Annotated in this window: 22 protein-coding genes; 15 read left to right on the top strand and 7 right to left on the bottom strand. The window is 71.6% G+C overall.

What is annotated here, in order from left to right; translation table 11 throughout:
- Positions 1-46 precede the first annotated feature (46 nt).
- Entirely contained in the window at positions 47-400 is a 354-nt protein-coding gene (locus FYW99_RS10400) for a BP74-related protein (RefSeq protein ID WP_150251825.1), read from the bottom strand.
- 423 nt (positions 401-823) lie between these two features.
- On the opposite strand from FYW99_RS10400, the gene FYW99_RS10405 reads away from it, so the two are divergent.
- Positions 824-1,318 carry a glutathione peroxidase gene (locus FYW99_RS10405; RefSeq protein ID WP_150251826.1) on the top strand — a complete coding sequence of 165 codons (495 nt, stop codon included), beginning with the start codon at positions 824-826 and terminating at the stop codon, positions 1,316-1,318.
- A 207-nt stretch (positions 1,319-1,525) separates the two neighbouring features.
- Here the strand turns inward: FYW99_RS10405 and FYW99_RS10410 are convergent, their stop codons facing one another.
- The 4 genes from FYW99_RS10410 to FYW99_RS10425 form a co-directional block, all read right to left on the bottom strand.
- Entirely contained in the window at positions 1,526-2,485 is a 960-nt protein-coding gene (locus FYW99_RS10410) for a GDSL-type esterase/lipase family protein (protein ID WP_150251827.1), read from the bottom strand.
- 203 nt (positions 2,486-2,688) lie between these two features.
- Positions 2,689-3,198: a MarR family winged helix-turn-helix transcriptional regulator gene (locus FYW99_RS10415; protein WP_150251828.1), complete on the bottom strand. Its 510-nt coding sequence runs from the start codon at positions 3,196-3,198 to the stop codon at positions 2,689-2,691.
- Positions 3,199-3,284: 86 nt separating this feature from the next.
- Positions 3,285-3,941 carry a TetR/AcrR family transcriptional regulator gene (locus tag FYW99_RS10420; protein WP_026114641.1) on the bottom strand — a complete coding sequence of 219 codons (657 nt, stop codon included), beginning with the start codon at positions 3,939-3,941 and terminating at the stop codon, positions 3,285-3,287.
- Between the two features lie 14 nt (positions 3,942-3,955).
- Complete coding sequence (locus FYW99_RS10425; RefSeq protein WP_150251829.1) at positions 3,956-4,918, bottom strand: acyl-CoA desaturase; 963 nt, start codon at positions 4,916-4,918, stop codon at positions 3,956-3,958.
- Positions 4,919-5,585: 667 nt separating this feature from the next.
- Between FYW99_RS10425 and glmU the strand changes: the two genes are divergently transcribed.
- The 4 genes from glmU (at position 5,586) to pth (ending at position 9,999) form a co-directional block, all read left to right on the top strand.
- Positions 5,586-7,046 carry a bifunctional UDP-N-acetylglucosamine diphosphorylase/glucosamine-1-phosphate N-acetyltransferase GlmU gene (glmU, locus tag FYW99_RS10430; protein ID WP_150251830.1) on the top strand — a complete coding sequence of 487 codons (1,461 nt, stop codon included), beginning with the start codon at positions 5,586-5,588 and terminating at the stop codon, positions 7,044-7,046.
- A gap of 17 nt (positions 7,047-7,063) precedes the next feature.
- Positions 7,064-8,032 carry a ribose-phosphate diphosphokinase gene (locus FYW99_RS10435; RefSeq protein WP_150251831.1) on the top strand — a complete coding sequence of 323 codons (969 nt, stop codon included), beginning with the start codon at positions 7,064-7,066 and terminating at the stop codon, positions 8,030-8,032.
- 601 nt (positions 8,033-8,633) lie between these two features.
- Positions 8,634-9,242 carry a 50S ribosomal protein L25/general stress protein Ctc gene (locus tag FYW99_RS10440; RefSeq protein ID WP_150251832.1) on the top strand — a complete coding sequence of 203 codons (609 nt, stop codon included), beginning with the start codon at positions 8,634-8,636 and terminating at the stop codon, positions 9,240-9,242.
- Between the two features lie 91 nt (positions 9,243-9,333).
- Positions 9,334-9,999 carry an aminoacyl-tRNA hydrolase gene (gene pth / locus FYW99_RS10445; protein WP_150251833.1) on the top strand — a complete coding sequence of 222 codons (666 nt, stop codon included), beginning with the start codon at positions 9,334-9,336 and terminating at the stop codon, positions 9,997-9,999.
- A gap of 172 nt (positions 10,000-10,171) precedes the next feature.
- Here pth and FYW99_RS10450 read toward each other — a convergent pair whose 3' ends face one another.
- Complete coding sequence (locus FYW99_RS10450) at positions 10,172-11,353, bottom strand: endo-1,4-beta-xylanase (RefSeq protein WP_150251834.1); 1,182 nt, start codon at positions 11,351-11,353, stop codon at positions 10,172-10,174.
- Between the two features lie 163 nt (positions 11,354-11,516).
- Here FYW99_RS10450 and FYW99_RS10455 point away from each other — a divergent pair, with 163 nt between their 5' ends.
- The 3 genes from FYW99_RS10455 to FYW99_RS10465 all read left to right on the top strand — a co-directional run bounded on the left by FYW99_RS10455 (position 11,517) and on the right by FYW99_RS10465 (position 14,729).
- Positions 11,517-12,533: a LacI family DNA-binding transcriptional regulator gene (locus tag FYW99_RS10455; protein WP_061083731.1), complete on the top strand. Its 1,017-nt coding sequence runs from the start codon at positions 11,517-11,519 to the stop codon at positions 12,531-12,533.
- 100 nt (positions 12,534-12,633) lie between these two features.
- The gene (locus FYW99_RS10460) at positions 12,634-13,356 is read left to right on the top strand and encodes a polysaccharide deacetylase family protein (protein ID WP_150251835.1); all 723 of its coding nucleotides are present in this window, start codon (positions 12,634-12,636) and stop codon (positions 13,354-13,356) included.
- Positions 13,357-13,433: 77 nt separating this feature from the next.
- The gene (locus tag FYW99_RS10465; protein ID WP_150251836.1) at positions 13,434-14,729 is read left to right on the top strand and encodes an SGNH/GDSL hydrolase family protein; all 1,296 of its coding nucleotides are present in this window, start codon (positions 13,434-13,436) and stop codon (positions 14,727-14,729) included.
- A 224-nt stretch (positions 14,730-14,953) separates the two neighbouring features.
- On the opposite strand, the gene FYW99_RS10470 is transcribed toward FYW99_RS10465, so the two are convergent.
- A complete protein-coding gene (locus FYW99_RS10470; protein WP_150251837.1) occupies positions 14,954-15,568 on the bottom strand; it encodes a TetR/AcrR family transcriptional regulator in 615 nt (204 codons plus the stop codon).
- A gap of 73 nt (positions 15,569-15,641) precedes the next feature.
- On the opposite strand from FYW99_RS10470, the gene FYW99_RS10475 reads away from it, so the two are divergent.
- From FYW99_RS10475 to FYW99_RS10505, 7 genes are all read left to right on the top strand, one after another.
- Positions 15,642-16,628 (top strand): DsbA family protein, encoded by a 987-nt coding sequence (locus FYW99_RS10475; RefSeq protein WP_150251838.1) that lies wholly within the window; start codon positions 15,642-15,644, stop codon positions 16,626-16,628.
- 311 nt (positions 16,629-16,939) lie between these two features.
- Positions 16,940-18,496 (top strand): sugar transferase, encoded by a 1,557-nt coding sequence (locus FYW99_RS10480; protein WP_150251839.1) that lies wholly within the window; start codon positions 16,940-16,942, stop codon positions 18,494-18,496.
- A gap of 3 nt (positions 18,497-18,499) precedes the next feature.
- On the top strand, positions 18,500-19,291 hold the full coding sequence (locus FYW99_RS10485) for a 3'(2'),5'-bisphosphate nucleotidase CysQ (protein WP_026338425.1): 792 nt from the start codon (positions 18,500-18,502) through the stop codon (positions 19,289-19,291).
- 50 nt (positions 19,292-19,341) lie between these two features.
- The gene (cysD, locus tag FYW99_RS10490; RefSeq protein WP_150251840.1) at positions 19,342-20,271 is read left to right on the top strand and encodes a sulfate adenylyltransferase subunit CysD; all 930 of its coding nucleotides are present in this window, start codon (positions 19,342-19,344) and stop codon (positions 20,269-20,271) included.
- Between the two features lie 115 nt (positions 20,272-20,386).
- Complete coding sequence (cysN, locus tag FYW99_RS10495) at positions 20,387-21,751, top strand: sulfate adenylyltransferase subunit CysN (RefSeq protein WP_394350356.1); 1,365 nt, start codon at positions 20,387-20,389, stop codon at positions 21,749-21,751.
- Between the two features lie 220 nt (positions 21,752-21,971).
- Complete coding sequence (locus FYW99_RS10500) at positions 21,972-22,862, top strand: sulfotransferase (RefSeq protein ID WP_150252236.1); 891 nt, start codon at positions 21,972-21,974, stop codon at positions 22,860-22,862.
- A gap of 103 nt (positions 22,863-22,965) precedes the next feature.
- Positions 22,966-24,090: a glycoside hydrolase family 26 protein gene (locus FYW99_RS10505; RefSeq protein WP_150251841.1), complete on the top strand. Its 1,125-nt coding sequence runs from the start codon at positions 22,966-22,968 to the stop codon at positions 24,088-24,090.
- The last annotated feature ends 113 nt before the right edge of the window (positions 24,091-24,203 follow it).

Genomic DNA, 24,203 nt, shown 5'->3' on the forward strand with positions numbered 1-24,203 from the left:
CCCCGCCTGGCTCACAGCGGCCCGGCGGGGACGCGCGGTGTCGACCCTACAGCTTGACCTCGCGGGTCAGCCTCGACGCCCACGGGCACCAGTGCAGGCCGGGCAGGAAGGCGCCGCCCGCCTCGTCCAGGTGGTCCTCGACGTAGATGGGTGAGGCGTCGCAGACCTCGATCGCGACCTCGAAGAAGTGGACGGTGTCGGGGTCGAGGTGGAAGCTGTACTTCGGGTTGTAGGGCTTCGCCCTCTTCATGAGCCTGCCCATGACGTGTACCTCGTTCTGCTCCTCCCCGGAGAGGATGCGGCGCGCGTGGGCGATCTTGCTCTCGTCGGTGAGTTCGAACACGAATTCGGGGCTTCCGTCGTGGAAGCCGTTGAACGCGAAGTAGGCGGCCTGGGCCATGGGGTCTCTCTCCTTCTGCATCCGTGCCGGAGACAGCGGCCTCCGCCGTCAGCCACCAGCCGGGGTGGGTCGTGCTGTGTACAGGGGTAAGCATCCGACGGCGGAGGGCGGCTGGCGGTCGAAACTCCGGGAGCCGGTCGAGGTGTCGGGCAGCGGTGTGCGGCAGAACGGGGCATAGCGGTTCGGAGGCCGCATGGAGACAGCAGAACCGGACCGGAGGAATGCCATCCCCCGACGTGTCCGGAACGGTCCGGGGCCTGGTCCGCGTGACCGGCCGGGCGCGGTGCGCGGGCGGTACGGCTGGACCGGGACCCTTTCCTGAGAAAGAATCCGAGCCACGGCGGCGTGTGCTCCGAATACGTCGTGAAGCACCGCGCCGCGCGGTGGGCGTCGGCGCCCCGGCAATCAAGGAGATGGACGCGGATGAGCGACCTGGACGAGATCCCCGTGACCCTGATCGACGGACGCGAGACGACGTTCGGCGAGTGGTCCGGCAAGGTGAGGCTGGTGGTCAACGTCGCCTCGCGCTGCGGATACACCCCGCAGTACGAGCGGCTGGAGAAGCTCCAGCACCAGTACGGCGACCGGGGGTTCACCGTGCTCGGCGTCCCCAGCAACCAGTTCCTCCAGGAGTTCGGCAGCGAGGAGAGCATCGCCGAGTACTGCTCGGCCACCTGGGGCGTCACCTTCCCCATGACGGCCAAGGCCAAGGTCAACGGCAGGCAGCAGCACCCGCTCTACGCGGCGCTCTCCTCGGCCGCCGACGAGGACGGCAGGGCCGGGAAGGTCAAGTGGAACTTCGAGAAGTTCCTCGTCCTTCCCGACGGCGGCGTGCACCGCTTCCGCACCTCGACCGAGCCCGACGACCCCAGGATCACCGCGCTCATCGAGAAGGCGCTCCCCGGCGGCGCGGAGTAGCCGCCCCTCCGCGACCGAATTCGCCGTGATCTTGTACTTGTAGCGAGGTTCGAGCGCCGACGTCGGCTACAAGTACAAGATCATCGCAGGTCAGGGCCTCACAACTCACGCCGGCAACACTTCCGGCCAGCCCGGGGCCCACCCCTGCCCGCCCCGAACGCGGCCGCCGGGTCCACCGGACCCGCCGGTCGGACGGCCCCGGTCGCCTCAACCGACCTGCCGGGCGAAGACGGCGGCGATCTCGCGCGCGCCCTCCTCGTTGGGGTGGATGTCCGGTCCCCGCTCGCCGTGGCACATCCACGTCAGGTCGCAGACGTTCTGGAGGTTGGCGGGCAGCCCCGTCTCGCTGCCCTGGGGCACCTCCTGGTTGGTGGACTCGAAGACCGCGTCCACCTCCGCCACGTCGATCCCCTCCGCCCGGTAGGCGTCGGCGATCGTCCCGTTGACCTCCAGCAGGATGTCCACCGCCTCCTCGGCCAGACCCCCGCGCGCCTCGATCTCGGGGAAGAGCTCCTCGGCCTCCTCCGCCGACGCGGCCGCCTGATGGGCGGGGTCCCCGTCCATCAGCAGGAAGGCCAGGAACGGGTTGTAGTAGGTCATCCCGATGATCTGCGTGTCCGGTCCCGCCGCCTCGCGCAGCCGCTCGGCGATCTCGGGGGTCTCCTCCCGGAGCCGGTCCAGGCCCTCGTCCACGCACGCGCGGTCGATGTCCACGTCCCCGGAGTCGGGGGCCTGCCCCTCGGGGGTGCTGATCCCCCGCACGCAGCTCGTGAAGTTGTTGGCGCCGATGGTGAGCGTCACCAGGTCGACCTCGCCCCCGTGCTCCGCCAGGAAGGCCTCGGCCTCCTCCAGCTGCGAGCCGTGCTCGTAGCGGGGGTCGCAGCCGGGCAGGCCGCCCTCCATGAAGGTGGTGGTGTCCTCGCCCGCGCACCCCATCCGCTCGTGCCGGAGCTCCGGCCGGTCCTCCTTCAGGGTGCGGTACAGGATGTCGGTGTACCCCTCGGAGGTCTCCACCGGTTCGCCGTTGCCGTCGGGCTGCACGCCCACGCTGATCGAGTCGCCCAGGGACAGGTAGTGGCCTCCGGAGTCCGCCCCGCCGCCGTCACCGCTCCCGCCACCGTTGCCCGAGCACCCCGCGACCAGCACGGCCGCGGCCGCCACGGCCATCCAACGGACTCGCACATGTCCCCCCGAACGATCGACTGCGCGTACCGGGGCTGCACTACCCCGGGAGGCGCGGACCTCACGCGCGGTGCCCGGGAGGCGTTCGCCACACGGCGGCGATCTCCTGCGCGCCCGCCTCGCTCGTGTGGATGTCCGGACCCCGTTCGGCGCCGCGCACCCGCGTCGGGTCGCGGATACCGCTCGCCCTAGCCCTGCTGCCCCTCGGGGCCCCTGTCGAGGGGCGCCAGGAGGCGTCTCAGCAACGATGCCAGCTGTTCGCGGTCTCCGTCGGCCATCGGCGCCAGCAGGGTCTCCTCGTAGCTCAGGAGCGACTTGAGGGCCGCGTCGATGCGCTGGGCGCCCTGCTCGGTCAGCCGGACCAGGACCCCGCGCTTGTCGGCGGGGTCGGGGCGGCGCCGCACCAGACCGGCCGCGGCCAGCCGGTCCACCCGGTTGGTCATGGTCCCCGAGGTCACCAGGGTGGCGCGCAGCAGCCGCCCGGGGCTCAGCTCGTACGGGGGGCCGGAGCGGCGCAGTTCGGCGAGCACGTCGAACTCCCAGGGCTCCAGGGCGTGTTCGGTGAAGACGGTGCGCCGGGCGCGGTCCAGGTGGCGCGCGAGCCGCGACACCCGGCTGAACACCTCCAGCGGCGTCACGTCCACGTCGGGGCGTTCGGAGCGCCACGCCTCGATCAGCCCATCCACCTCATCGCGCATGGGGACAGCTTATCTCTTGACATCAAGATAGTGGGGCGGGTATGCCGTGCACACCCGCCCCACAGGTCAAGGAGGACCGTCCGAGGTCAGCCCGCCCTGCGTTTGCCCGGACTCAGCTTCGGCTTGGGCTCCAGGCTCGACAGCCCGTTCCACGCCAGGTTGACCAGGTGCGCGGCGACCACCTCGCGCTTGGGCCTGCGCACCTCCAGCCACCACTGGCCGGTCAGGGCCCACATCCCCACCAGGGCCTGGGCGTACATGGGGGCGAGCGCCGGGTCGTAACCCCGTTCGGCGAACTCGTCGACCATGATGTGCTCGACCTGGCTGGCGATGTCGTTGAGCAGACTGGCGAAACTTCCCGTGCCGGAGGCCGCGTGCGAGTCCCGGGTCAGCACCCGGAACCCCACGGTGTTCTCCTCCACGTACCGCAGCAGGGCCAGGGCCGCGTTCTCGATCTTGCTCCGAGCGCCGTCGGCGGAGAGGGCCTCGCCCATCATCGCCAGGAGGGTGCGCATCTCACGGTCGACCACGACCGCGTAGATGCCCTCCTTGCCGCCGAAGTGCTCGTACACCACGGGCTTGGACACACCGGCCCGCGCGGCGATCTCCTCGACGGAGGCCGCGTCGAACCCGCGCTCGGCGAACAGCTCCCGGCCGATCTCCACCAGCTGTTGCCGACGCTCCTTGCCCGTCATGCGCTTGCGGCGCACACGGATCTTCTGATCGCTGTCGGCTGCTCCCATGATGGCTACCGATCCTAGACGCTGACCCGTTTGGCGGCGAGTCGCTCGTTGTTGGGCCAGCGGACCTTGGAAGCCCAGCCGAGCTTCTCGAAGATCCAGATGACGCGGGCGGAGATGTCGATCTGGCCCTTGAGCACGCCGTGGCGCGCGCAGGTGGGGTCGGCGTGGTGCAGGTTGTGCCAGGACTCGCCGAAGGACGGGATGGCCAGCCACCACACGTTGCGGGAGCGGTCGCGCACCTCGAAGTTCTCCTCGCCGATGGTGTGGCAGATGGAGTTGATCGACCAGGTGACGTGGTGCAGCAGGGCCATGCGCACCAGGCTGGCCCAGAAGAAGGCGGTGAACGCGCCCCACCAGGACATGGTGACCAGGCCGCCGATGAGCGCCGGGGCGCCCAGGGAGAAGACCACGATCAGCCCGAAGAGCCTGTCGACCAGGACGATGTCCTTGTCCTTGAGCAGGTCGGGCGCGAAGCGGCGCGGCGAGGTCTTCTTGTCGTCCAGGTACATCCACGCCATGTGCGCGTAGTACAGGCCCTTGGCGACCGACTTCCAGTCGTCTCCGAAGCGCCACGGCGAGTGCGGGTCGCCCTCGGCGTCGGCGTACTTGTGGTGGCGGCGGTGGTCGGCCACCCACTTGATGACACTGCCCTCGATGGCCATCGAGCCGGCGATCGCGAGCGCGATGCGCAGCGGGCGATTGGCCTTGAACGAGCCGTGCGTGAAGTGGCGGTGGAAGCCGACCGTGATGCCCAGCCCGCTGATCAGGTAGAAGACCGAGGCGATGGCGATGTCGGTCAGGGTCAGGCCCCAGCCCCAGAAGAAGGGCAGTGAGGCCAGCAGCGCGATCAGCGGCACGAACACGAACGCGAAGACCGTGTACCGCTCGGCCTTGCCGCGCAGTTCGGGCTCGTACTCGGGGATCGCCTCGCGCTTCGTCTCTGTCTTCTTGGTCGGTAGCTCGGGAGCAGCGGTCATGGTTCTTCCTCGCTGTCAGGCAGTCGGGCGACGTCGTCGCGGTCAGGACGGCGTCCGAGGGCACCTGAGTGACCGCCGCGACGACCCAACCTATTCCTACGTAACCGTAACCTACGATGCCGTAGGTTTGGCAACCCCTCCATGAAAGGCGCTATCTTGGTGGCTGGCGTGCGGGTGGTGTGTTCCACCCCGACGCGTTCCCGGATGATGTAATCGGCAGCATGTGGGGTTTTGGTCCCCATCGTCCAGGTTCGAGCCCTGGTCCGGGAGCTACCCCGGTGTCGCGCGCGCAAGCGCGGGGCGCTCCAGCGGGTCCGCGCGCGTCCCGCCGAGGACGTGCCCGGAACGCGGTGTCCGGCGCCGTCCGAAGACCGCGCTCGTCGCGCCGGGTCGTACGTCCCGTCTCACACCGCGTACCCCTGCGGAACGGACACAACCATCCGAAGCGGTGCATCTCACACCGAACCCTCGGAAACCGACGCCACAGGCGCGGTGCGGCCAACAGCCGCTCACCCCCGCGTCACGCGCCCGTGGGGCGCTGGTGACGCACATGTATCCTTCCCATGTCGGCCGCTGGTCATCCGACGGCCGCCCGTGCGGCATGCGGGTCGCGCCGCCGAAGGGTGAGCCGACATCTCAGCCACCAGCTACCACGAGGGACTCCTCAGTGAGCGTGAACCGTCCGGCTGCCGTCATCGTCCTCGCGGCGGGCGAGGGCACCCGAATGAAGTCGAAGCTTCCCAAGGTCCTCCACGAGCTCAACGGCCGCAGCATGCTCGGCCACGTGCTCGCGGCGGCGCGGGAACTCGATCCCCAGCACGCGGTCGTGGTCGTCGGCCACGCGCGTGAGCAGGTCAGATCCCACCTGGAGGAGATCGCCCCCCAGACCGCCACCGCGGTCCAGGAGGAGCAGAACGGCACCGGTCACGCCGTTCGCATGGCGATCGAGGACCTGGCCGCCAAGGGCGTCAAGCTCAGCGGCACCGTGGTCCTGACCTGCGGTGACACCCCCCTCCTGCGCGGTTCCACGCTCGCGGAGCTCGTCGCGGCCCACGAGGAGGAGGGCAACGCCGTCACGGTGCTCTCCGCGCGCGTACCCGACCCCCACGGTTACGGCCGCATCGTCCGCGACGCCGACGGCGACTTCACCGGCATCGTCGAGCACGCCGACGCCACCCCCGAGCAGCACGCGATCGACGAGATCAACTCGGGCATGTACGCCTTCGACGGCGCCCTGCTGTCCGAGGTCGTCCAGCGCCTGTCCACCGACAACGCCAAGGGCGAGGAGTACGTGACCGACGCCGTCTCCCTGCTGCGCGGCGACGGCCACCGGGTCGGCGCCTGGGCGGCGGGGGACTGGCACGAGGTCCAGGGCGTCAACAACCGCGTCCAGCTCTCCGAGGCCCGCCGCGTCCTCAACGACAGACTGGTCAACGAGCACATGCTCGCCGGGGTCACCGTCGTCGACCCCGCCACCACCTGGGTGGACGCCCAGGTCGCCATCGGCCGCGACACCGTGATCGAACCCGGGACCCGGCTGCTGGGCGCCACCTCCGTCGGCGAGGACGCCGTGGTCGGCCCCCGCGCGGACCTGAGGGACACGGTCGTCGGCGCGGGCGCCACGGTGCGCGAGACCACGGCGGACCGTGCCGAGATCGGCCCCGGGGCCTCCGTCGGCCCCTACACCTACCTGCGGCCGGGCACCCGCCTGGCCGAGCGGTCCAAGGCCGGAGCCTTCGTCGAGGTCAAGAACTCGAACGTCGGCGCCGAGTCCAAGATCCCGCACCTGACCTACGTCGGCGACGCGGACATCGGCGTGGGCAGCAACATCGGCTGCTCCTCGGTGTTCGTCAACTACGACGGGGTCAACAAGTCCCGGAGCGTCATCGGCGACCACGTCAGGATCGGCAGCGACAACACCATCGTCGCCCCGGTCCACGTGGGCGACGGCGCCTACTCCGGGGCGGGGACCGTGGTCCGCGACGACGTGCCGCCCGGTGCTCTCGCGGTTTCCGAGGGGCACCGCCAGCGCAACGTCGAGGGCTGGACCCGGCGCAAGCGCCCGGGCACGCCCTCCGCCGAGGCGGCGGAGCAGGCCGATCGGCACAGAGCCGACGACAAGCAGTGACTGTGGGGGAGAAACACGTGACCGGGATGAAGGCCACCGGCCAGAAGAACCTGATGCTCTTCTCGGGGCGCACGCACCCGAGCCTGGCCGAGGAGGTCGCGAAGGAACTGGGGATCGACGTGGTCCCCACCCGGTTCGACACCTTCGCCAACGGTGAGATCTTCGTCCGTTACCTGGAGTCGGTGCGCGGCTCGGACGCGTTCGTCATCCAGTGCCACTCCGACCCGATCAACGAGTCCATCATGGAGCAGCTGATCATGGTGGACGCGCTCAAGCGCGCGTCCGCCAAGAGGATCACCGTGGTGACCCCGTTCTTCGGCTACGCCCGGCAGGACAAGAAGCACCGCGGCCGCGAGCCCATCTCGGCCCGCCTCATGACCGACCTGTTCCGCACCGCGGGCGCGGACCGGATGATGGCCGTCGACCTGCACACGGACCAGATCCAGGGCTTCTTCGACGGACCCGTGGACCACCTGTTCGCGCTGCCGATACTGGCCGACCACATCGCCAGCCGGGTCGACCAGTCCGAGATCACGGTGGTCTCCCCGGACGCGGGCCGGGTGCGCACCGCCGACCGCTGGGCGGACCGCCTCGGCGCTCCGCTGGCGATCATCCACAAGCGCCGCGACCCGGACGTGGCCAACCAGGTCCGCGTGCACGAGGTCGTCGGTGAGGTCAAGGGCCGCGTCTGCGTGCTGGTGGACGACATGATCGACACCGGCGGCACCATCGTCAAGGCCTCCGAGGCCCTGTTCGAGCAGGGCGCGTCCAAGGTCCTGGTGGCCGCCACGCACGGCGTGCTGTCCGGTCCCGCGGCCGAGCGCCTCCAGAACTCGCGGATCTCCGAGGTGGTCATCACCAACTCGCTGCCCGTTCCGGAGGAGCGCGCCTTCGAGAAGCTGACCCAGCTCTCGATCGCGCCGCTGGTGGCCCGCGCCATCAGCGAGGTCTTCACCGACGGTTCGGTCACGAGCCTGTTCGAGTAGACGCGGGGGACGCGCGTCCCGCCTGCCGTCCGGGACCTCCCGCGGCCGCCCTTTTGGGCGGGCCGCGGGAGGTCTCCGCCGTTGCGGGCCCCCTCCGGGAGTGGCGCACGGCGGCGCGGACGGTCCCCAGCGCGTGGATCGGCGCGTTCCCGGTCCCGGCGTGACCGGACCGGCGTCCCGGCGCCCTGGCGGCGACCTGGAGGGCGGGCGGGGTCGACCCCCGCCGCCGTGGCGGATGTCCCCGCCGACGTCCACCCGGAGGCCGCCCGGCCCGCAGGTTTCTCTGGGGGCTTGTCCGGACCGGGGAGGGAATCGCGGACCATGTTCGGAGTCGTCGGCGAAGCCATTAGACTTGACCGAGTGTCCCCGTGCCCAGGCGGAGCCCTAAGAAGGCTGCGTGTGGAAGGCGGGCAGGGGTGCGCGACGAGCGTTCCCGGGCCGGGCGGGTCCGGTGGCGGCTCGCCGGGCACGCCTGGAACCAGGGCGGTTGCGTCCCTGCCTGAGGGCAGTCCCCGCCGCATTCACCGCCGAGGGCGGGAATCGTTCGTGCTACTGGAGTCGTGTTCCCCGTGCTGCGGGGTTGAACCCGAGGAGTTTTGTCGTGTCCGAGGTACGTATCGCTGCCGAGCCCCGCACGGAATTCGGCAAGGGCGCCTCTCGTCGCGCCCGCCGCGCGGGTAAGGTGCCGGCCGTCCTCTACGGCCACGGCACCGAGCCCCGCCACCTGAACCTGCCGGGCCACGAGCTCATGCTCGCCCTGAAGACCCCCAACGTCCTGATCCGCCTCGACGGCCTGGACAAGGACAACCTTGCCCTCCCCAAGAGCGTGCAGCGCGACGCCATCAAGGGCTTCCTGGAGCACATCGACCTGCTGGTCGTCTCCAAGGGCGAGAAGGTCGAGGTCGAGATCCCGGTCCACCTGATCGGTGAGGTCAAGGCCCCGGGTGTGCTGAACCAGGAGCTCGTCACCGTGGCCGTCGAGGCCGAGGCCACCCACATCCCCGAGGGCGTCGAGTTCGTCATCGAGGACCTGGAGGTCGGCGCCAACCCGACCGCCGCCGACATCAAGCTGCCCTCCGGCGTCACCCTGGTGACCGACCCCGAGGCCATCCTGCTCACCGTCTCCGCCCCCCGCGTGGAGGAGGAGCCGGAGACCAGCGAGGAGGCCGCCGAGGGCGCCGAGGCCGCTGAGGGCACCGAGGCCGAGTAGACGGTCGCAGGCCACAGACGACGACGCGCGGTCTCCCGAGAGGGGCCGCGCGTCCGTCGTGTCAGCCGCCGTCCCGGTAGGGTCGTGCCCCATGGGCAACTGGTGGGGCAGGCTGTTCGGCGGCAGGGGCTCCGGCGCGGAGAGCGCCGGGGACGGCAACGTCGGCGGAGAGAACGAGGACATGGCCGATACCGAGCGCTGGCTCGTCGTGGGGCTGGGCAATCCCGGGCCCAAGTACGCCGGGAACAGGCACAACGCCGGTTTCCTGGTGGTGGAGGCACTCGCGGGCGGCGAGCGCTGGAAGGCGCACAAGGCGCACGCCGAGGTGGTGGAGACCCGCCTGGACGGTGTTCCCGCGGTGCTGGCCAAGCCGCGGAGCTTCATGAACCTGTCGGGCGGCCCGGTCTCCGGCCTGGCCCGCTTCTACAAGGTCCCGGTCGAGCGGATCGTCGTGGTGCACGACGAGATGGACATCGACTTCGGCGCGCTCAAGCTCAAGAAGGGCGGCGGGCCGGGCGGGCACAACGGCCTGAAGTCGATGACCTCCTCCCTGTCCAGCCCGGACTACATCCGCGTGCGCTTCGGGGTGGGCCGCCCGCCGGGCCGGATGGACCCGGCCGCGTACGTGCTCAAGGACTTCTCCTCCACCGAGCGCGCCGAGCTGGACCTCAACGTCGAACGCGCCGCCGACGCGGTGCGCACGGTCCTCACCGACGGCCTGGGCCGGGCGCAGAACATCTACCACACCGCCGCCTGACCTCCGGGGCGCCGGGGTCCGCCGGGGCGGGGTTCACACGCCCGCCGGACAACCGCTTCGGCCAGGGGTTGCGCGGGGCCCCGAGTCGGGCACGGCGCACGCTGGGTCGGAAGTACCGCGCCCGCCGGCGGAGGAAGGCCGACGGGCGCGGCGACGGGGGCGCGGTACCCGGCTACCGGCCGTGGCCCGCCCAGGGCGGGCGGCCCTGCCCGTCGTCCTCGGCCTCCTTCAGAAGGGAGCGGAGGGTGAAGTAGGCGGGCTTGCGGTCGAAGTCCCCGTCCATGACGGTCGCCGCGCCCTCGCCCTCGAAGAACACCGGTACCCACGAGTACCTGTCGGTGAAGCCCCAGATGGTGAAGGAGTCGCAGCCCTCCACCCCCAGGCAGGCCTCCAGCGCCTGCCCGTAGTAGTCGGCCTGCCGCTCCAGCTGCTCCCCGGTCGGCTCCCCGTCCTCGGGCACCGCCATGCGCACGTCCACCTCGGTCAGCGCCGTGCCCAGGCCGAGGTCGTCGAAACGCTGGAGGTTCTCCTGCAGGCCGGACGGGAAGCCGTACCGCATGCTCAGGTGCACCTGGGCGGAGAACCCGTGCACCGGCACGCCGTCCGCCAGCAGTTCCTGGACCAGCGCGTGGTAGGCGTCGCTCTTGGCGTTGACGTCCTCGACGCCGTAGTCGTTGAAGTACAGCTCCGCCGACGGGTCGGCCTCGTGGGCCCAGCGGAAGGCGTCGGCGATGATCCCCGGCCCGAGCTCGCGGATCCAGATGTTGTCCTCGGTGCGCAGCTCCCCCGACTCGTCGAAGATCTCGTTGGCCACGTCCCACTGCGAGATCCGGCCCTCGTAGCGGCCGACGACGGTGGTGATGTGGTCGTGCAGGATCTCGCGCAGCTCCTCGTCGGTGAAGTCGCCCTCCTCCAGCCACCCGGGGTTCTGGCTGTGCCACAGCAGCGTGTGCCCGCGCACGTCCTGGCCGTGGCGCTCGGCGAAGTCCACGATCCTGTCGGCCGTCCCGAACGCGTACTCGCCCCGTGCGGGGTGGATGTACTCCCACTTCATCTGGTTCTCGGGGGAGACCGAGCTGAACTCCCGGGCCAGGATCCGGCGGTACTGCCGGTCCGAGGTGAAGGGGTCGGGGTAGTCCTGGTCCTCGTGGTGTCCGCCGCCCGCAACGGCGGTGCCGATGACCAGCCCGTCGGGCGCGGCCCAGCGCAGCGTGCCCGGCTTGGCGTTGTGCCGGGGGTGGTTCGGCGGCCAGTGGCCGTGGTCGTGCCCGGGGGAGGCGACCGCGGGGGCGGCCAGGGGGACCGACAACGCCGTCGCGGCGAGGACGGCGGTGACGAGGCGGAGCGGCTTCATGGGGGGATCTCCGATCTGGCGACCGACGAAACTTCCGGAAAGTTCCGTAACATGTGAAGGTCAATGGACCCTAGGTCGCCGCCGGGCGCAGCGTCAAGATCCCGTCTCGGCGCTGTCGCCCCACCAGCTGTGCTCGTACTCTGGGTGAGCACAAAGGAGGACCATGCCCGACACCCCGTCCCGAGACGTCACGATCTCCGCCATCGCCGAGGAGGCGGGCGTCTCCGCGCCGACGGTCTCGCGCGTGCTCAACGGCCGGGGTGACGTCGCCCCCGCCACGCGCGAGCGCGTGGAGAGCCTGATCCGCGCCCACGGCTACCGGCGCCGCGGAGGTCGGCCCCGGGAGCGCGTCGGCCTGCTCGACCTCGTCTTCAACGACCTGGACAGCCCGTGGGCCGTCGAGATCATCCGCGGGGTGGAGGACGCCGCGCACGAGAGCGGGACCGGCATCGTGGTGTCGGCCATCCACCGCCGGGTCAGCTCCACCCGCCAGTGGCTGGAGAACGTGCGCTCGCGCGCCACCGACGGGGCGATCCTCGTGACCACGGACCTGGATCCCGAGCTGCGCGAGGAGCTGCGGGAGCTGCACGTGCCCGCCGTGGTCGTCGACCCGGTCGGCGTCCCGGACCTGGACACGCCCACGGTCGGCGTCACCAACTGGGCAGGGGGCCTCAGCGCCACCGAGCACCTGATCCACCTCGGCCACCGGCGCATCGCCTTCGTCGCCGGGCGCCCCGAGCTGTGGTGCAGCCGGGCCCGGCTCGACGGCTACCGGGCGGGTCTGGAGACCGCGGGGCTCGCGGTCGACGACGAGCTGGTCGTGCCGGGGGAGTTCGGCTACGAGTCCGGCTTCCGGGCGGGGGAGCGATTGTTCGAGCTCGCCGAGCCGCCCACGGCCGTGTTCGCGGCCAGCGACCAGATGGCGCTGGGCGTCTACGAGGCGCTGCGGCGGCGCGGCCTGCGGGTGCCCGCCGACGTCAGCGTGGTCGGCTTCGACGACCTGCCCGAGGCGCGCTGGTCCTCGCCCTCCCTGACCACCGTGCGCCAGCCGCTGTCGGACATGGGCAGGCTCGCGGTGCGCACCGTGCACCGCCTCGTGCAGCGCGAGACCATCGAGAGCCCGCGGGTCGAGCTGGCCACCGAGCTCGTCGTGCGGGACAGCACCGCCCCGCCGCCGTGAGGAACGGGGGGAGAGCGTTGACACCCCGACACGGCGCTCCTTAGGCTGCTTTCGCCGGAATGTTCCGGAACCCCCCAGGCTCCGTGCCAAGGAGACCCGCGTGACCACCACCCCCCGACGGACGCGGGGCCGCGCCCTCGCCGTCCTGCTCGCCCTCGGCTTCGCCCTGTGCGCCGCGGCTCCCGCGGGCGCCCGCCCCGCTCCGCCCTCCCCCGGCGGACACGCCACCCCCGACATCGTCGACTCCACCCAGCACGGCGGCCGTGCCGTGGCCCTCACCTTCGACGACGGGCCCGACCCGCGCAACACCCCCCGGCTGCTCGACGTGCTGCGACGACACCGCGTCCACGCCGTGTTCTGCCTCTGGGGTGAGCGCGTGCGCCAGCACCCCGACCTCGTCCGACGGATCGCGCGGGAGGGGCACACTCTGTGCAACCACTCCATGCGCCACGACGACATGAGCGCCTGGTCGCCGGAGCGGATCCGCGCCGACCTGCTGGAGACCGGCGCGGCCATCCGCGAGGCGGTGCCCCGTGCCCGCGTCCCCTACTTCCGGGCGCCCTACGGGGCCTGGGGCCAGAGCCCCGAGGTGGCGGCCGGGCTGGGCATGCAGCCGTTGGGCTGGAGTCTGGCCGTCGAGGACTGGGCGCCGCCCGGCACCGACGAACTCGTCCGGCGTCTGGAGGAGGGCGTCGCCCCCGGATCGGTGGTGCTCCTGCACGACGGCGGGGGCGACCGCGGCCAGACCGTCGACGCCGTGGCCCGGATCATCCCGGCACTGAGGGCCGAGGGCTGGCACTTCACCCGCCCCGCCCGACGCTGACAGGCCGTGTTCCCTCCGGTCCTCCGCTCCGCCTCGTCCCGCCCTGCGCTCACAGCCCCACGTCCGAGGAGAAGACCATGTTCCCCATCCGCGCCCGGCGAGGCCTGGCCGTCGTCATGACGAGCACGCTGTTCCTGATCGGCGGCTGGAGCGCCGTCGGCGCCGCGGCCGCACCGGCCGAGGCCGACGCCGGGAACTGGGTCGGCACCTGGGCGGCCGCGCCGACCGCCACGCCCGCCACGGCTACACCGGTCCTGCACGACGAGACCATCCGCCAGGTCGTGCACACCAGCGTCGGCGGCGACCGGCTGCGCCTGCGCCTGACCAACGAGTTCGGGGAGAGCGCGCTGCGCGTGGGCGAGGTGCACGTGGCCCTGCGCGCGGGCGACTCGGGAACCGACATCGACCCGGCCACCGACCGCACGGTCACCTTCGGCGGCCGTGCGTCGGTGACCGTCCCGGCGGGCGCGCCCATGGTCAGCGACCCGGTGCCGCTGGAACTGCCCGCACGTTCCGACCTGGTCGTGAGCATCCATCTGCCGGAGGAGACCCGGGTGACCACCCTGCACGGATCCTCCTACCAGGAGAACGCGGTGGCCGCGGGCGACGTCACCGGTGACACGTCCGTCGAGGCGACCCGCACGCTCACCCAGTGGCACTTCCTCTCGGGGGTCAGCGTGCGGTCCCGCACGCGGCTCGCGGACGCGGTCGTGGCCCTGGGCGACTCCATCACCGACGGTTCCGAGACCGAGGTGAACGCGAACCACCGGTGGCCGGACCTGCTCGCCCGGCGCCTGCCGCACACCGGCGTGCTCAACGCGGGGATCGCGGGCAACCGCCTGCTGCACGACCCCAACCCGCCCGAGGGCAGCGAAGCCGAGGGCTTCGCGGCCTTCTTCGGGCAGAGCGCCCTGCGCCGCTTCGACCGGGACGTGCTCGCACACCCGGGCGTGGGCCACGTCATCGTCCTGCTGGGGGTCAACGACCTGGGCCACCCCGGCACCGTGGCCCCGGTCTCGGAGACCGTCACGGCCGAGGAGATCATCGGCGCCCACCGCCAGATCATCGCCCGCGCCCACGCGGCCGGACTGCGGGTCTACGGGGGCACCGTCCTGCCGTTCGGGGGCGACACCCTGGGGTTCCACACCGAGGAGAACGAGGCCAAGCGCCAGGCGGTCAACGCGTGGATCCGCACGAGCGGGGAGTACGACGCCGTCATCGACTTCGACGAGGTGATGCGCGACCCGGCCGATCCGCTGAGCCTGCTGCCCGCCTACGACAGCGGTGACGGCCTGCACCCCAACGACGCCGGTATGGCCGCCATGGCCGACGCCGTACCGGCCCGGCTCTTCCGTCCGGGGCGGGAGGGGTAACCACACCGGGAGGACCGGGGGCGGCCCGCGACCACCCCGGCGCGGCCGGGGCCGGACGCGGTCCGCTTCCGTGCCCGGTGTCCGCACCGCCCTGTTCCCAGTGGTTGCCCTGTGCTGTCCGGTGCCCGTGCTGCGGGTGGTGCTCGTGCGGCTCCGCACGGCGCTCCCGCCGCAACCGCAGGGCCGCTGTCGGCGGGGAAGGACACGAGGCGTGGACGCCCGCCTCAGCCGCGTACCAGGCGCCAGAAGGCCAGTGCGGCCTCCTCCGGTGCGGTGGGCCCGCTCGACCCGTCCGCCTCCCAGGCCCCCCCGGTCTCGGGAGGCCTGCCTTCCACCTCTCCGGTGCCGACCCAGTCGGCGATCACACCGACCAGCGCCCCCGCCAGGTAGGCGGCGTGCGTGCGCACCGGCACGTCGTCGAACCCGGGCGGCCTCGCCCCCCGCGCGAACCGTGCGGCCAGCTCCTCGGCGAGCCGCCCCCGCAGGCGGTTCGTGAAGCGGGCGCTGCCGTGGTCCGACAGCATCCGGCGGTAGAGCACCGCGCTGTCCGCCACGTGCCCGAACAGGTCCACCAGCGGTTCCGGAGCCCGGTCGCGGGGCGCGTCCAGCGGGCACAGCGCCGCGCAGCGCGCCACGTGCGCCACGGCGCTCTCCATGGCGTCGGCGACCAGCGCGTCCAGGTCGGCGTAGTGCTGGTAGACGGTCGCGCGGTTGACCCCGGCTCGCCTGGCCACGGTGGAGACCGTGACGGTGCCCGACGGGCTCTCCGCGGTCAGTGACAGCAGGGCGGTGCGCAGGCGGTCGCGGGTGCGCTGGACACGGGGGTCGTCGGGGTTCACGGGGACAGTATACGACGCCTGTATCTCATCGGCATGTGTTGTTTAAGCGACAATCGTCGCTTATGTTGTCCCCATGAGGATCGAGATCTGGGCCGACACGGTCTGCCCCTGGACGTACGTCGGCAAGCGGCGCCTGGAGCGGGCGCTGGCCGGGCTCGACGGCGCGCTCCGTGAGGAGGCCGAGGTGGTCTGGCGCCCCTACCGGATCGACTCCACCGCCCCGGCCGCGGCCGAACCCCTGGACCCCCTGCTGGGGGACCCCCTCGTGGACACCGCCCTGAGGGCCTGTGCGCCCGACCTCACTCCGGCCCAGAACCGCGTCCGCGTGGCCGAGGCCGCCGCGGCGGAGGGGCTCGGCCCCCGCTGGGGCGCGGTGTGGAGGGTCAGCAGCCACGACTCCCACCGCCTCCTGGCCCTGGCCCTGGAGGCCGGCGGCCCCGCTCTTCAGGGCGCCGTCGCCGAGGGCGTCCTGCGCGCCCACTTCACGGCGGCCGAGGACATCGGTTCCGCAGACGTCCTGGACGGCGTCGCCCGCGAGGCCGGGTTCCCCGACGGCGGCCGACTCCTGGCCGGGGGCGCCGGGGAGGGGCGGGTCCGCGAGCTCCTCCTGCGGGGCAGGGCCGTGGGCGTGCGCACCTCACCGACCCTGGTGGTCAACGGCCGGGCCCTGGAGGGCGCCCAACACCCCGACGCGATCCGCGGCTTCCTGGTCGGAGCCGCCGGGCACACCCCGCGCCGACTCCCCGAGGAGGTCGAGCGCTTCCGCCAGGCGGAGTCCCTGCTGGGCCGGGGCGACCCCCTCGGCGCGCTCACCCTGCTCCGGCCGATGCTCGACGAGCACGCCGCGGACCGGAACGTGCGCCTGCTCGCGGCCCGCGCCCACTACCGCTCCGCGCAGTTGGGCCGCGCCCGCCGCACACTGGAGGAGCTGGTGGCCCAGAGCCCGGACGACGCGTACGCGCGCCTGCTCCTGGGCCGCACGCTCCAGCGCCAGGGGGAGCGGGAGCTGGCCGAGCCGCACCTGCGCCTGGCCGGTGCCATGGCCCCCGAACACGTCTGACCCGGAGCCCGGGCCGCCGCAGGGAGGTCCGGGTTTCGGCTGTGTCCCCCGGGCGGCCACCGGTGTCCCCATCAGGTCACCCCAGCGTGGCCGAACGGATCCAGGCACAGGCACATTCTCGTGTTGAACAGGGCTTCTTGTCCAACAAGCCGCAACGCCACGCGACTTTTCCACTACTTTTGGTTACTGTTCGGGGCGTTGGTCTCCGCGCCCGACGCACCTGCCCCGCTCACGTCCTCAGAGTGCTCTCCCGTGGCGCGCGGAGCGATGCCGTGTGAGCTGCCAGAGTCGTGGGTCTTGGGGGAGTGTACGTGGTCACAACCAGCCGGACGGAGACCGTCCGCGAACAGTCGACGCGGATCGTGGTCGGCCCCGGGATCCCAGGGGCCTCAGGGATCCCCGGGACCGCGGGCGCCACCGGGCAGCGCGGAGCGATCGCCCCCGGCGGGACCAACGGCGCCTGGGTGCGCCCCTACGTGGTGAGCCTGGTCGGCCTGGACCTGGCCGCCGCCCTCACGGCCACCCTCAGCGGCACCGCGGCCCGCTTCCCCTCCGCCCTCGGTGCGGCCACCACCCTGCCCTACCTGGCCCTCTCCCTCCTGCTGCCCCCCGTGTGGGTCCTCTTCGTCTACCTGGGCGGCGGCTACGCCCGCCGCTTCCTCGGCGTGGGCACGGAGGAGTACCGCCGCGTCGCCACGGCCGGGATCGCCCTCGCCGCGACCGTCGCGGTCGGCGCCTACGCCATGCGCTTCGACCTCGCCCGCGGCTACGCGCTCGTCACCCTGCCGCTCATCCTCCTGCTCACCCTCGGCCTCAGGTACGCGCGCCGCAAGGCCCTGCACCGGCGCCGCGGTTCGGGCCAGTGCATGAGCGGGGTCGTGGTCGTCGGCTACCGCGTGGCCGTCCGCGACCTGGTCCGCCGGTTCCGCGGCGAGGTCTACCACGGCATGCGCGTGGTGGGCGTGTGCCTGCCCCAGGAGGAGGCCGACTCCGGTTCGGGCGCCGACGAGGTGGAGGGCTGTCCGGTCCTGGGCACCTTCACCGGCGCGGCGGAGGCCGCCGCCCTGGTCGGGGCCGACACCGTCGCGGTCCTGGCCTGCCCGGAGATGGACGGGGCCGAGCTGCGCCGCCTGGCCTGGCGGCTGGAGGAGACCGGCACCGACCTCATCGTCGCCTCCGCGCTCATGGACGTGGCCGGGCCGCGCACCTCCATCCGCCCGGTCGCGGGGCTGCCCCTGCTGCACGTGGAGCACCCCGAACTGGTGGGCGCGCGCCGCGTCCTCAAGGGCGCCTTCGACCGCTGCGCCGCCGCCCTGGCCCTGGTGCTGCTGTCTCCGCTGTTCCTCGCCCTGTGCGTCCTCGTCCGGTCCGAGGGCGGCGGGCCCGCCCTCTTCACCCAGACGCGCGTGGGCAGGGGCGGGGACGAGTTCACCGTCTACAAGTTCCGTACGATGGTGATGGGGGCCGAGGCGTTGAAGGCGATGCTCCAGCCCCGCAACGAGCACGAGGGCGTGCTGTTCAAGATGCGCCGCGACCCCAGGGTGACGACCGTGGGGGCCTGGCTGCGCCGGTACTCGCTCGACGAGCTCCCCCAGCTCGTCAACGTGGTCCGGGGGGAGATGTCGCTCGTCGGCCCGAGGCCGCCGCTTCCGGAGGAGGTCGCCCGCTACGGGGACGACGTCCGCCGCAGGTTGGTGGTCAAGCCGGGTATGACGGGTCTGTGGCAGGTGAGCGGCCGCTCCGACCTCTCCTGGGAGGAATCGGTCCGGCTCGATCTGCGGTACGTGGAAAACTGGTCGCTGACACTGGACGTCCAGATCTTGTGGAAGACGTGGTCAGCGGTGATCCGTGGGGCGGGAGCATACTAGCCGGTGAAGAACATCCGAAACGATCATGAGGTGGCCCGGGACCTGGCGAGCGAGGCGGGGCAGCTGCTGCTGCGCCTGCGCGCCCGACACGGTTTCGACGAGCCCGACGTCCTGCGCACCCTGGGGGACCGCACCTCCCACGAGTTCCTGTTCTCCGCGCTGGGACGGCTGCGGCCCAGCGACGCGGTCCTCTCGGAGGAGGGGGCCGACGACCCCGCGCGGCTCAACGCGCGCCGGGTGTGGATCATCGACCCCCTCGACGGCACGCGCGAGTTCGCCGAGGCCGGGCGCACCGACTGGGCGGTGCACGTGGCGCTGTGGGAGAACGGCGACCTGGTCGCGGGCGCCGTGGCGCTGCCCGCCCAGGGCAGCACCCTGTCCACGGTCGACCCGCCGTGGCTGCCCGAGGAGCGCCCCTCGGACCAGCGGCTGCGCATCACCGCCAGCCGGACCAGGCCCCCGGCCTTCGTCCAGAGGATGGCCACCCAGCTGGGCGCCGAGGTGGTCCCGATGGGCTCGGCGGGCGCCAAGATCTGCGCGGTGCTGCTCGGCATAGCCGACATCTACGTGCACGCGGGCGGCCAGTACGAGTGGGACAGCGCCGCCCCGGTGGCGGTGGCCCGGGCCTCGGGTCTGCACACCTCCCGGATCGACGGTTCCCCGCTGCGGTACAACACGGCGGACCCGTTGCTGCCGGATGTCCTTGTATGCCGATCGGAATTGTCGGGTATGTTGTTGGCGAGCATCCGCGACGGCGCGGACCTGGACAGCGCGGGTCCGCACGCGGGGGGCTGATAGGACGACCCCTCCGCCGTCGGCCCTGTCGGTATTTCTAAGGCGGATTCATGGGTCAGGCGAGTCAGCAGGCCGGACGCTACCAGCTCTCCCAGCTGGACGTCCTGGAGGCCGAAGCCATCTTCATCATGCGCGAGGTGGCCGCGGAGTTCGAGCGGCCGGTGCTGCTCTTCTCCGGCGGCAAGGACTCCATCGTCATGCTGCGCCTGGCCGAGAAGGCCTTCTGGCCCGGCGCCGTTCCGTTCCCCGTCATGCACGTGGACACCGGCCACAACTTCGACGAGGTCATCGAGTTCCGCGACCGCCGGGTGGCCGAGGCCGGCGTCCGCCTGGTCGTGGCCTCGGTGCAGGAGCAGATCGACGCGGGCAAGGTCACCGAGCCCACCGGCCGCTGGGCCAGCCGCAACCGCCTCCAGACCTCGGCGCTGCTGGAGGCCATCGAGGAGAACGGCTTCGACGCCGCCTTCGGCGGTGCGCGACGCGACGAGGAGAAGGCCCGGGCCAAGGAACGGGTCTTCTCCTTCCGCGACGAGTTCGGCCAGTGGGACCCCAAGAACCAGCGCCCCGAGCTGTGGAGCGTGTTCAACACCCGCATCGAACGGGGCGAGCACATCCGGGTCTTCCCGATCTCCAACTGGACCGAGCTGGACGTGTGGGCCTACATCAAGCGGGAGCGGCTGGAGCTGCCCTCCATCTACTTCGCCCACGAGCGCGAGGTCTTCGAGCGCGACGGCATCCTGCTGTCGAACTCGCCCATCATCAACCGCGACGACACCGAGGTCCCGTTCACCGAGACCGTCCGCTACCGCACCGTCGGCGACCTCACCTGCACCGGAGCGGTCAAGTCCACGGCCGTGGAGATCGACGACATCATCGCCGAGATCGCCGCGACCCGGGTGACCGAGCGGGGGCAGACGCGGGCGGACGACCGCACCAGCGAGGCCGCCATGGAGGACCGCAAGCGCGAGGGCTACTTCTAGCGCGACGGCCGGAAGGGGTTCACGGCCCGCCTCATCCGTCGTGATCTTGTACTTACAGCGGGGTTCGACCGCCGACATCGGCTATAAGTACAAGATCATCGCAGGTCAGGGCCTCATGTGCCACACCGGCAACGTTTCCGGCCAGCCCACGGGCATCCGCGCCGGAACCCGTTCTCCGCAGACCACACACTCCGCATTGGACCAGGCAAGCATGAGCAACGACATCCTGCGGTTCGCGACGGCGGGTTCCGTCGACGACGGCAAGAGCACCCTGATCGGCCGACTGCTGTTCGACTCCAAGTCCATCTTCGAGGACCAGCTCGACGCGGTGGAGCGCACCAGCGTCGCGCGCGGCGAGGAGCAGACCAACCTGGCGCTGCTCACCGACGGCCTGCGCGCCGAGCGCGAGCAGGGCATCACCATCGACGTGGCGTACCGCTACTTCGCCACCCCCAAGCGCACCTTCATCATCGCCGACACCCCCGGGCACATCCAGTACACCCGGAACATGGTCACCGGCGCCTCCACGGCCGACCTCGCCATCATCCTGGTGGACGCGCGCAAGGGCCTCCAGGAGCAGAGCCGCCGCCACGCCTTCCTCACCACCCTGCTCCAGGTGCCCCACCTGGTGCTGGCGGTCAACAAGATGGACCTGGTGGACTACTCCCAGGACCGCTTCGAGGAGATCAAGGCCGAGTTCGCCGACTTCGCCACCAAGCTGGACGTGTGCGACCTGACGTTCGTGCCGATCTCGGCCCTGAACGGCGACAACGTGGTGACCCGCTCGGAGAACATGCCCTGGTACACCGGGCCCTCCCTGCTCCACCACCTGGAGAACGTGCACATCGCCTCCGACCGCAACCTCATCGACGCGCGCTTCCCCGTGCAGTACGTGATCCGGCCGCACAGGTCGGCCGACCCCGAGCTGCACGACTACCGGGGCTACGCGGGCCAGCTCGCGGGCGGCGTCCTCAAGCCGGGCGACGAGGTCACCCACCTGCCGTCCGGGCTGAACACGCGGATCGCCAGGATCGTCACCGCCGACGGCGACGTCACCGAGGCCTACTCGCCGATGTCGGTCACCCTCCTGCTGGAGGACGAGATCGACATCTCCCGGGGCGACATGATCTGCCGCCCCAACAACGCCCCCGCGGTCACCCAGGACGTGGAGGCGATGGTGTGCTGGATGACGGACGCGCGCAAGCTGGAGCCGCGCTCCAAGCTCATCCTCAAGCACACCACCCGCACCGCGAAGGTCGTGGTCAAGGACCTGCGGTACCGGCTGGACGTCAACACGCTGCACCGCGACGAGCAGGCCGAGCACCTGTCGCTCAACGAGATCGGCCGGGTGCGGCTGCGCTCCACCCAGCCCCTGTTCGTGGACGAGTACGCCAAGAACCGCCAGACGGGCGGGTTCATCCTCATCGACGAGTCCACCAACGTCACGGTCGCCGCGGGGATGGTCGTCAAGACCGACTGACCCCGGTCGGGGTGCCACCGGGCGCCCAGGGCCGCGACCGACCGTGCGACGGGGCCGCCTCCGGGCGGCCCCTCGCTCCGTCCGGGCGCCGGCGCACGCACGGAATCCGGGATGGGACGGGCCTCTTCCCTCCAGTCATCACTTCGGGCGCACGAGGCGTGACCGAAAGTAATAGCCTGGTGGGGTGGACGATGGTTATCGACTGGTGTTCGTCGGCGGAATGGGCCGCTCCGGCTCGACCCTGATCGAGCGGCTCCTCGGCGAACTGCCCGGGTTCTGTTCGGTCGGCGAGGTCGTGCACCTGTGGCGGCGCGGACTGGTGGAGGACGAACGGTGCGGCTGCGGCCGACCCTTCTCCGGCTGCGGTTTCTGGTCCGACGTGGGTAAGGAGGCCTTCGGCGGCTGGGACCGTCTGGACACCGGGGAGGTGCTGCGGCTCAAGGACCGAGTCGACCGCACCCGGTTCCTGCCGGTGCTGCTCAACAGCCCCCACCAGGGCCTGCTCGCCTCCCGCTGCGACCGTTACACCGAGCTCTACCACCGCCTGTACTCGGCGGTGTCCCTGGTCAGCGGCGCCCACGTGATCGTGGACGCCAGCAAGCACGCCTCCCTGGCCGCCTGCCTGCGCTGGCGCTACGGCGCCCGGATGCGCCTGCTGCACGTGGTGCGCGACCCGCGTGCGGTGGCCCACTCCTGGGCCAGGCGTGTGGCGCGCCCGGACGCCTCCCCCGACAGCAGCGAGCCGGAGATGGCCCGCTACTCGGCCGGACGGGCGTCGGTGCAGTGGATGACCCAGAACGCCTGCTTCGACGCCCTGGCCCGGCGCGGCGTCCCGACGCTGCGCGTGCGCTACGAGGACTTCGTCGCCGACCCCGGTGGCGAGTTCGACCGGATCGCCGGGTTCGCGGGGTACGCGGGCACCCCGCCGGACGCGGCGCAGGGCTGCTCCGGCCTGTCGGAGGGGCACGCCGTGTCGGGCAACCCGATGCGCTTCACGGCCGGGCGCGTCGGGGTCCGCGCCGACCACGGGTGGCGCGAGGCGATGCCCTCCTGGCGGCGGCGCCTGGTGGCCGCCGTGACGGCTCCGTCCCGGGGGCGTTACGGATACTGAAGTCCGTTTTGCCACTTCAAGGACTGTTGTCCACCCCAAATATGACGTATGGTGTCCATCTAAATACACTGCGTCACATTTGGAGAGCTAGGGGGAGTTCGCCGTGGACAGGGGACCGGTACGGGCACTGGCGACGACGGGGGCACTGACCCTCGTCCTGACACTGGCCGGGGCGGGGGACAGCCCGGCGGGCGGGACCCCGTCCTCTCCACGGCACCCCTCGGACCGGCCGGCGGGGGCGACGGAGCCGCCCTGGCGCGGGGGGTACGCCACCGACGAGGAGTGCACCGTCTCGGAGATCCTGGAGCCCTCGTGCGGGGTCTGGTGGGGGGCCAGCCCCTACCAGGACCGGATCGAGCCGCTGGAGGAGGCGGTCGACCGCCGCATGGACATCGTCTACACCTGGCGCGGCGTCGACCAGGCGAACATCCCCGGCAGGCGCGAACGGGAGCTGATCGCCGAGGGCAGGTTCGTGCACACCAACATCGAGGCCCGGCGGTTCACGCGCTCCGGGCATCCGGCGATCTCCTACGAGTCCATCATCGACGGCGAGTTCGACGACTCCCTGCGGTCCCAGGCCGACGCCATCGCGGAACTGGGGGTGCCCTACTTCGTCACCTTCGACCACGAGGCCGACGCCAACACGCGCTACGACAGGCGCGGCACACCCGAGGAGTTCGTGCGGGCCTGGCGGCACATCGTGGACCTGTACCGCGAGGAGGGCGCGGACAACGCCATCTGGGTGTGGAACGTGACCGGGTGGGAGGGCAACTTCGACCGCCTCCCCGGCCTGTGGCCCGGCAACGACTACGTCGACTGGGTCAGCTGGGAGGCCTACAACATGACCGGCTGCGACTCCCAGCCGCACTGGGACGAGGTGTACTCCTTCGAGGACATGATGCGCCCGGCCTACGAGTGGTTCCAGAACGAGGGGCCCGAGCACGGGATCGACCCGGACAAGCCGGTGATGATCGGCGAGATGGGCACCACGCCCATCGGCCCGCAGGAGACCCTGGAGTGGTACTCCGAGATCCCCGACGTGCTGCGCCGCTACGAGCGGGTGCGCGCGGTCAAGGTGTGGGACAACAAGCTGTCCTCGGACTGCGACTTCCGGATCCGGGCCAACGAGTACGCCCAGCGCGGCTTCGAGGCGGCCGGACAGGACCCGTACGTGTACCTGCCCGAGCAGGTGCGCGACCTGGCCGAGTACGCCCAGGAACGGGGTTGACCGCCCGGGGCCCGGATCGTCCGGGACGGTCCGCGCGGGCCGCCGCTCCCACAGGGGGCGGCGGCCCGCGCGTGTGAGGGCCGTGCGCGGGGGGCGTGTCGCCACCCTCGCTC

The sequence above is a fragment of the Nocardiopsis deserti genome (genome assembly GCF_008638355.1).
GTDB lineage: Bacteria > Actinomycetota > Actinomycetes > Streptosporangiales > Streptosporangiaceae > Nocardiopsis > Nocardiopsis alborubida.

Bases quoted from the DNA above. Each gene is read 5' to 3' on its own strand.
- FYW99_RS10400 (WP_150251825.1), bottom strand. From the start codon at position 400: ATGGCCCAGGCCGCCTACTTCGCGTTCAACGGCTTCCACGACGGAAGC.
- FYW99_RS10405 (WP_150251826.1), top strand. From the start codon at position 824: ATGAGCGACCTGGACGAGATCCCCGTGACCCTGATCGACGGACGCGAG.
- FYW99_RS10410 (WP_150251827.1), bottom strand. From the start codon at position 2,485: ATGGCCGTGGCGGCCGCGGCCGTGCTGGTCGCGGGGTGCTCGGGCAAC.
- FYW99_RS10415 (WP_150251828.1), bottom strand. From the start codon at position 3,198: ATGCGCGATGAGGTGGATGGGCTGATCGAGGCGTGGCGCTCCGAACGC.
- FYW99_RS10420 (WP_026114641.1), bottom strand. From the start codon at position 3,941: ATGGGAGCAGCCGACAGCGATCAGAAGATCCGTGTGCGCCGCAAGCGC.
- FYW99_RS10425 (WP_150251829.1), bottom strand. From the start codon at position 4,918: ATGACCGCTGCTCCCGAGCTACCGACCAAGAAGACAGAGACGAAGCGC.
- pth (WP_150251833.1), top strand. From the start codon at position 9,334: ATGGGCAACTGGTGGGGCAGGCTGTTCGGCGGCAGGGGCTCCGGCGCG.
- FYW99_RS10450 (WP_150251834.1), bottom strand. From the start codon at position 11,353: ATGAAGCCGCTCCGCCTCGTCACCGCCGTCCTCGCCGCGACGGCGTTG.
- FYW99_RS10455 (WP_061083731.1), top strand. From the start codon at position 11,517: ATGCCCGACACCCCGTCCCGAGACGTCACGATCTCCGCCATCGCCGAG.
- FYW99_RS10465 (WP_150251836.1), top strand. From the start codon at position 13,434: ATGTTCCCCATCCGCGCCCGGCGAGGCCTGGCCGTCGTCATGACGAGC.
- FYW99_RS10475 (WP_150251838.1), top strand. From the start codon at position 15,642: ATGAGGATCGAGATCTGGGCCGACACGGTCTGCCCCTGGACGTACGTC.
- cysD (WP_150251840.1), top strand. From the start codon at position 19,342: ATGGGTCAGGCGAGTCAGCAGGCCGGACGCTACCAGCTCTCCCAGCTG.
- cysN (WP_394350356.1), top strand. From the start codon at position 20,387: ATGTGCCACACCGGCAACGTTTCCGGCCAGCCCACGGGCATCCGCGCC.
- FYW99_RS10500 (WP_150252236.1), top strand. From the start codon at position 21,972: ATGGGCCGCTCCGGCTCGACCCTGATCGAGCGGCTCCTCGGCGAACTG.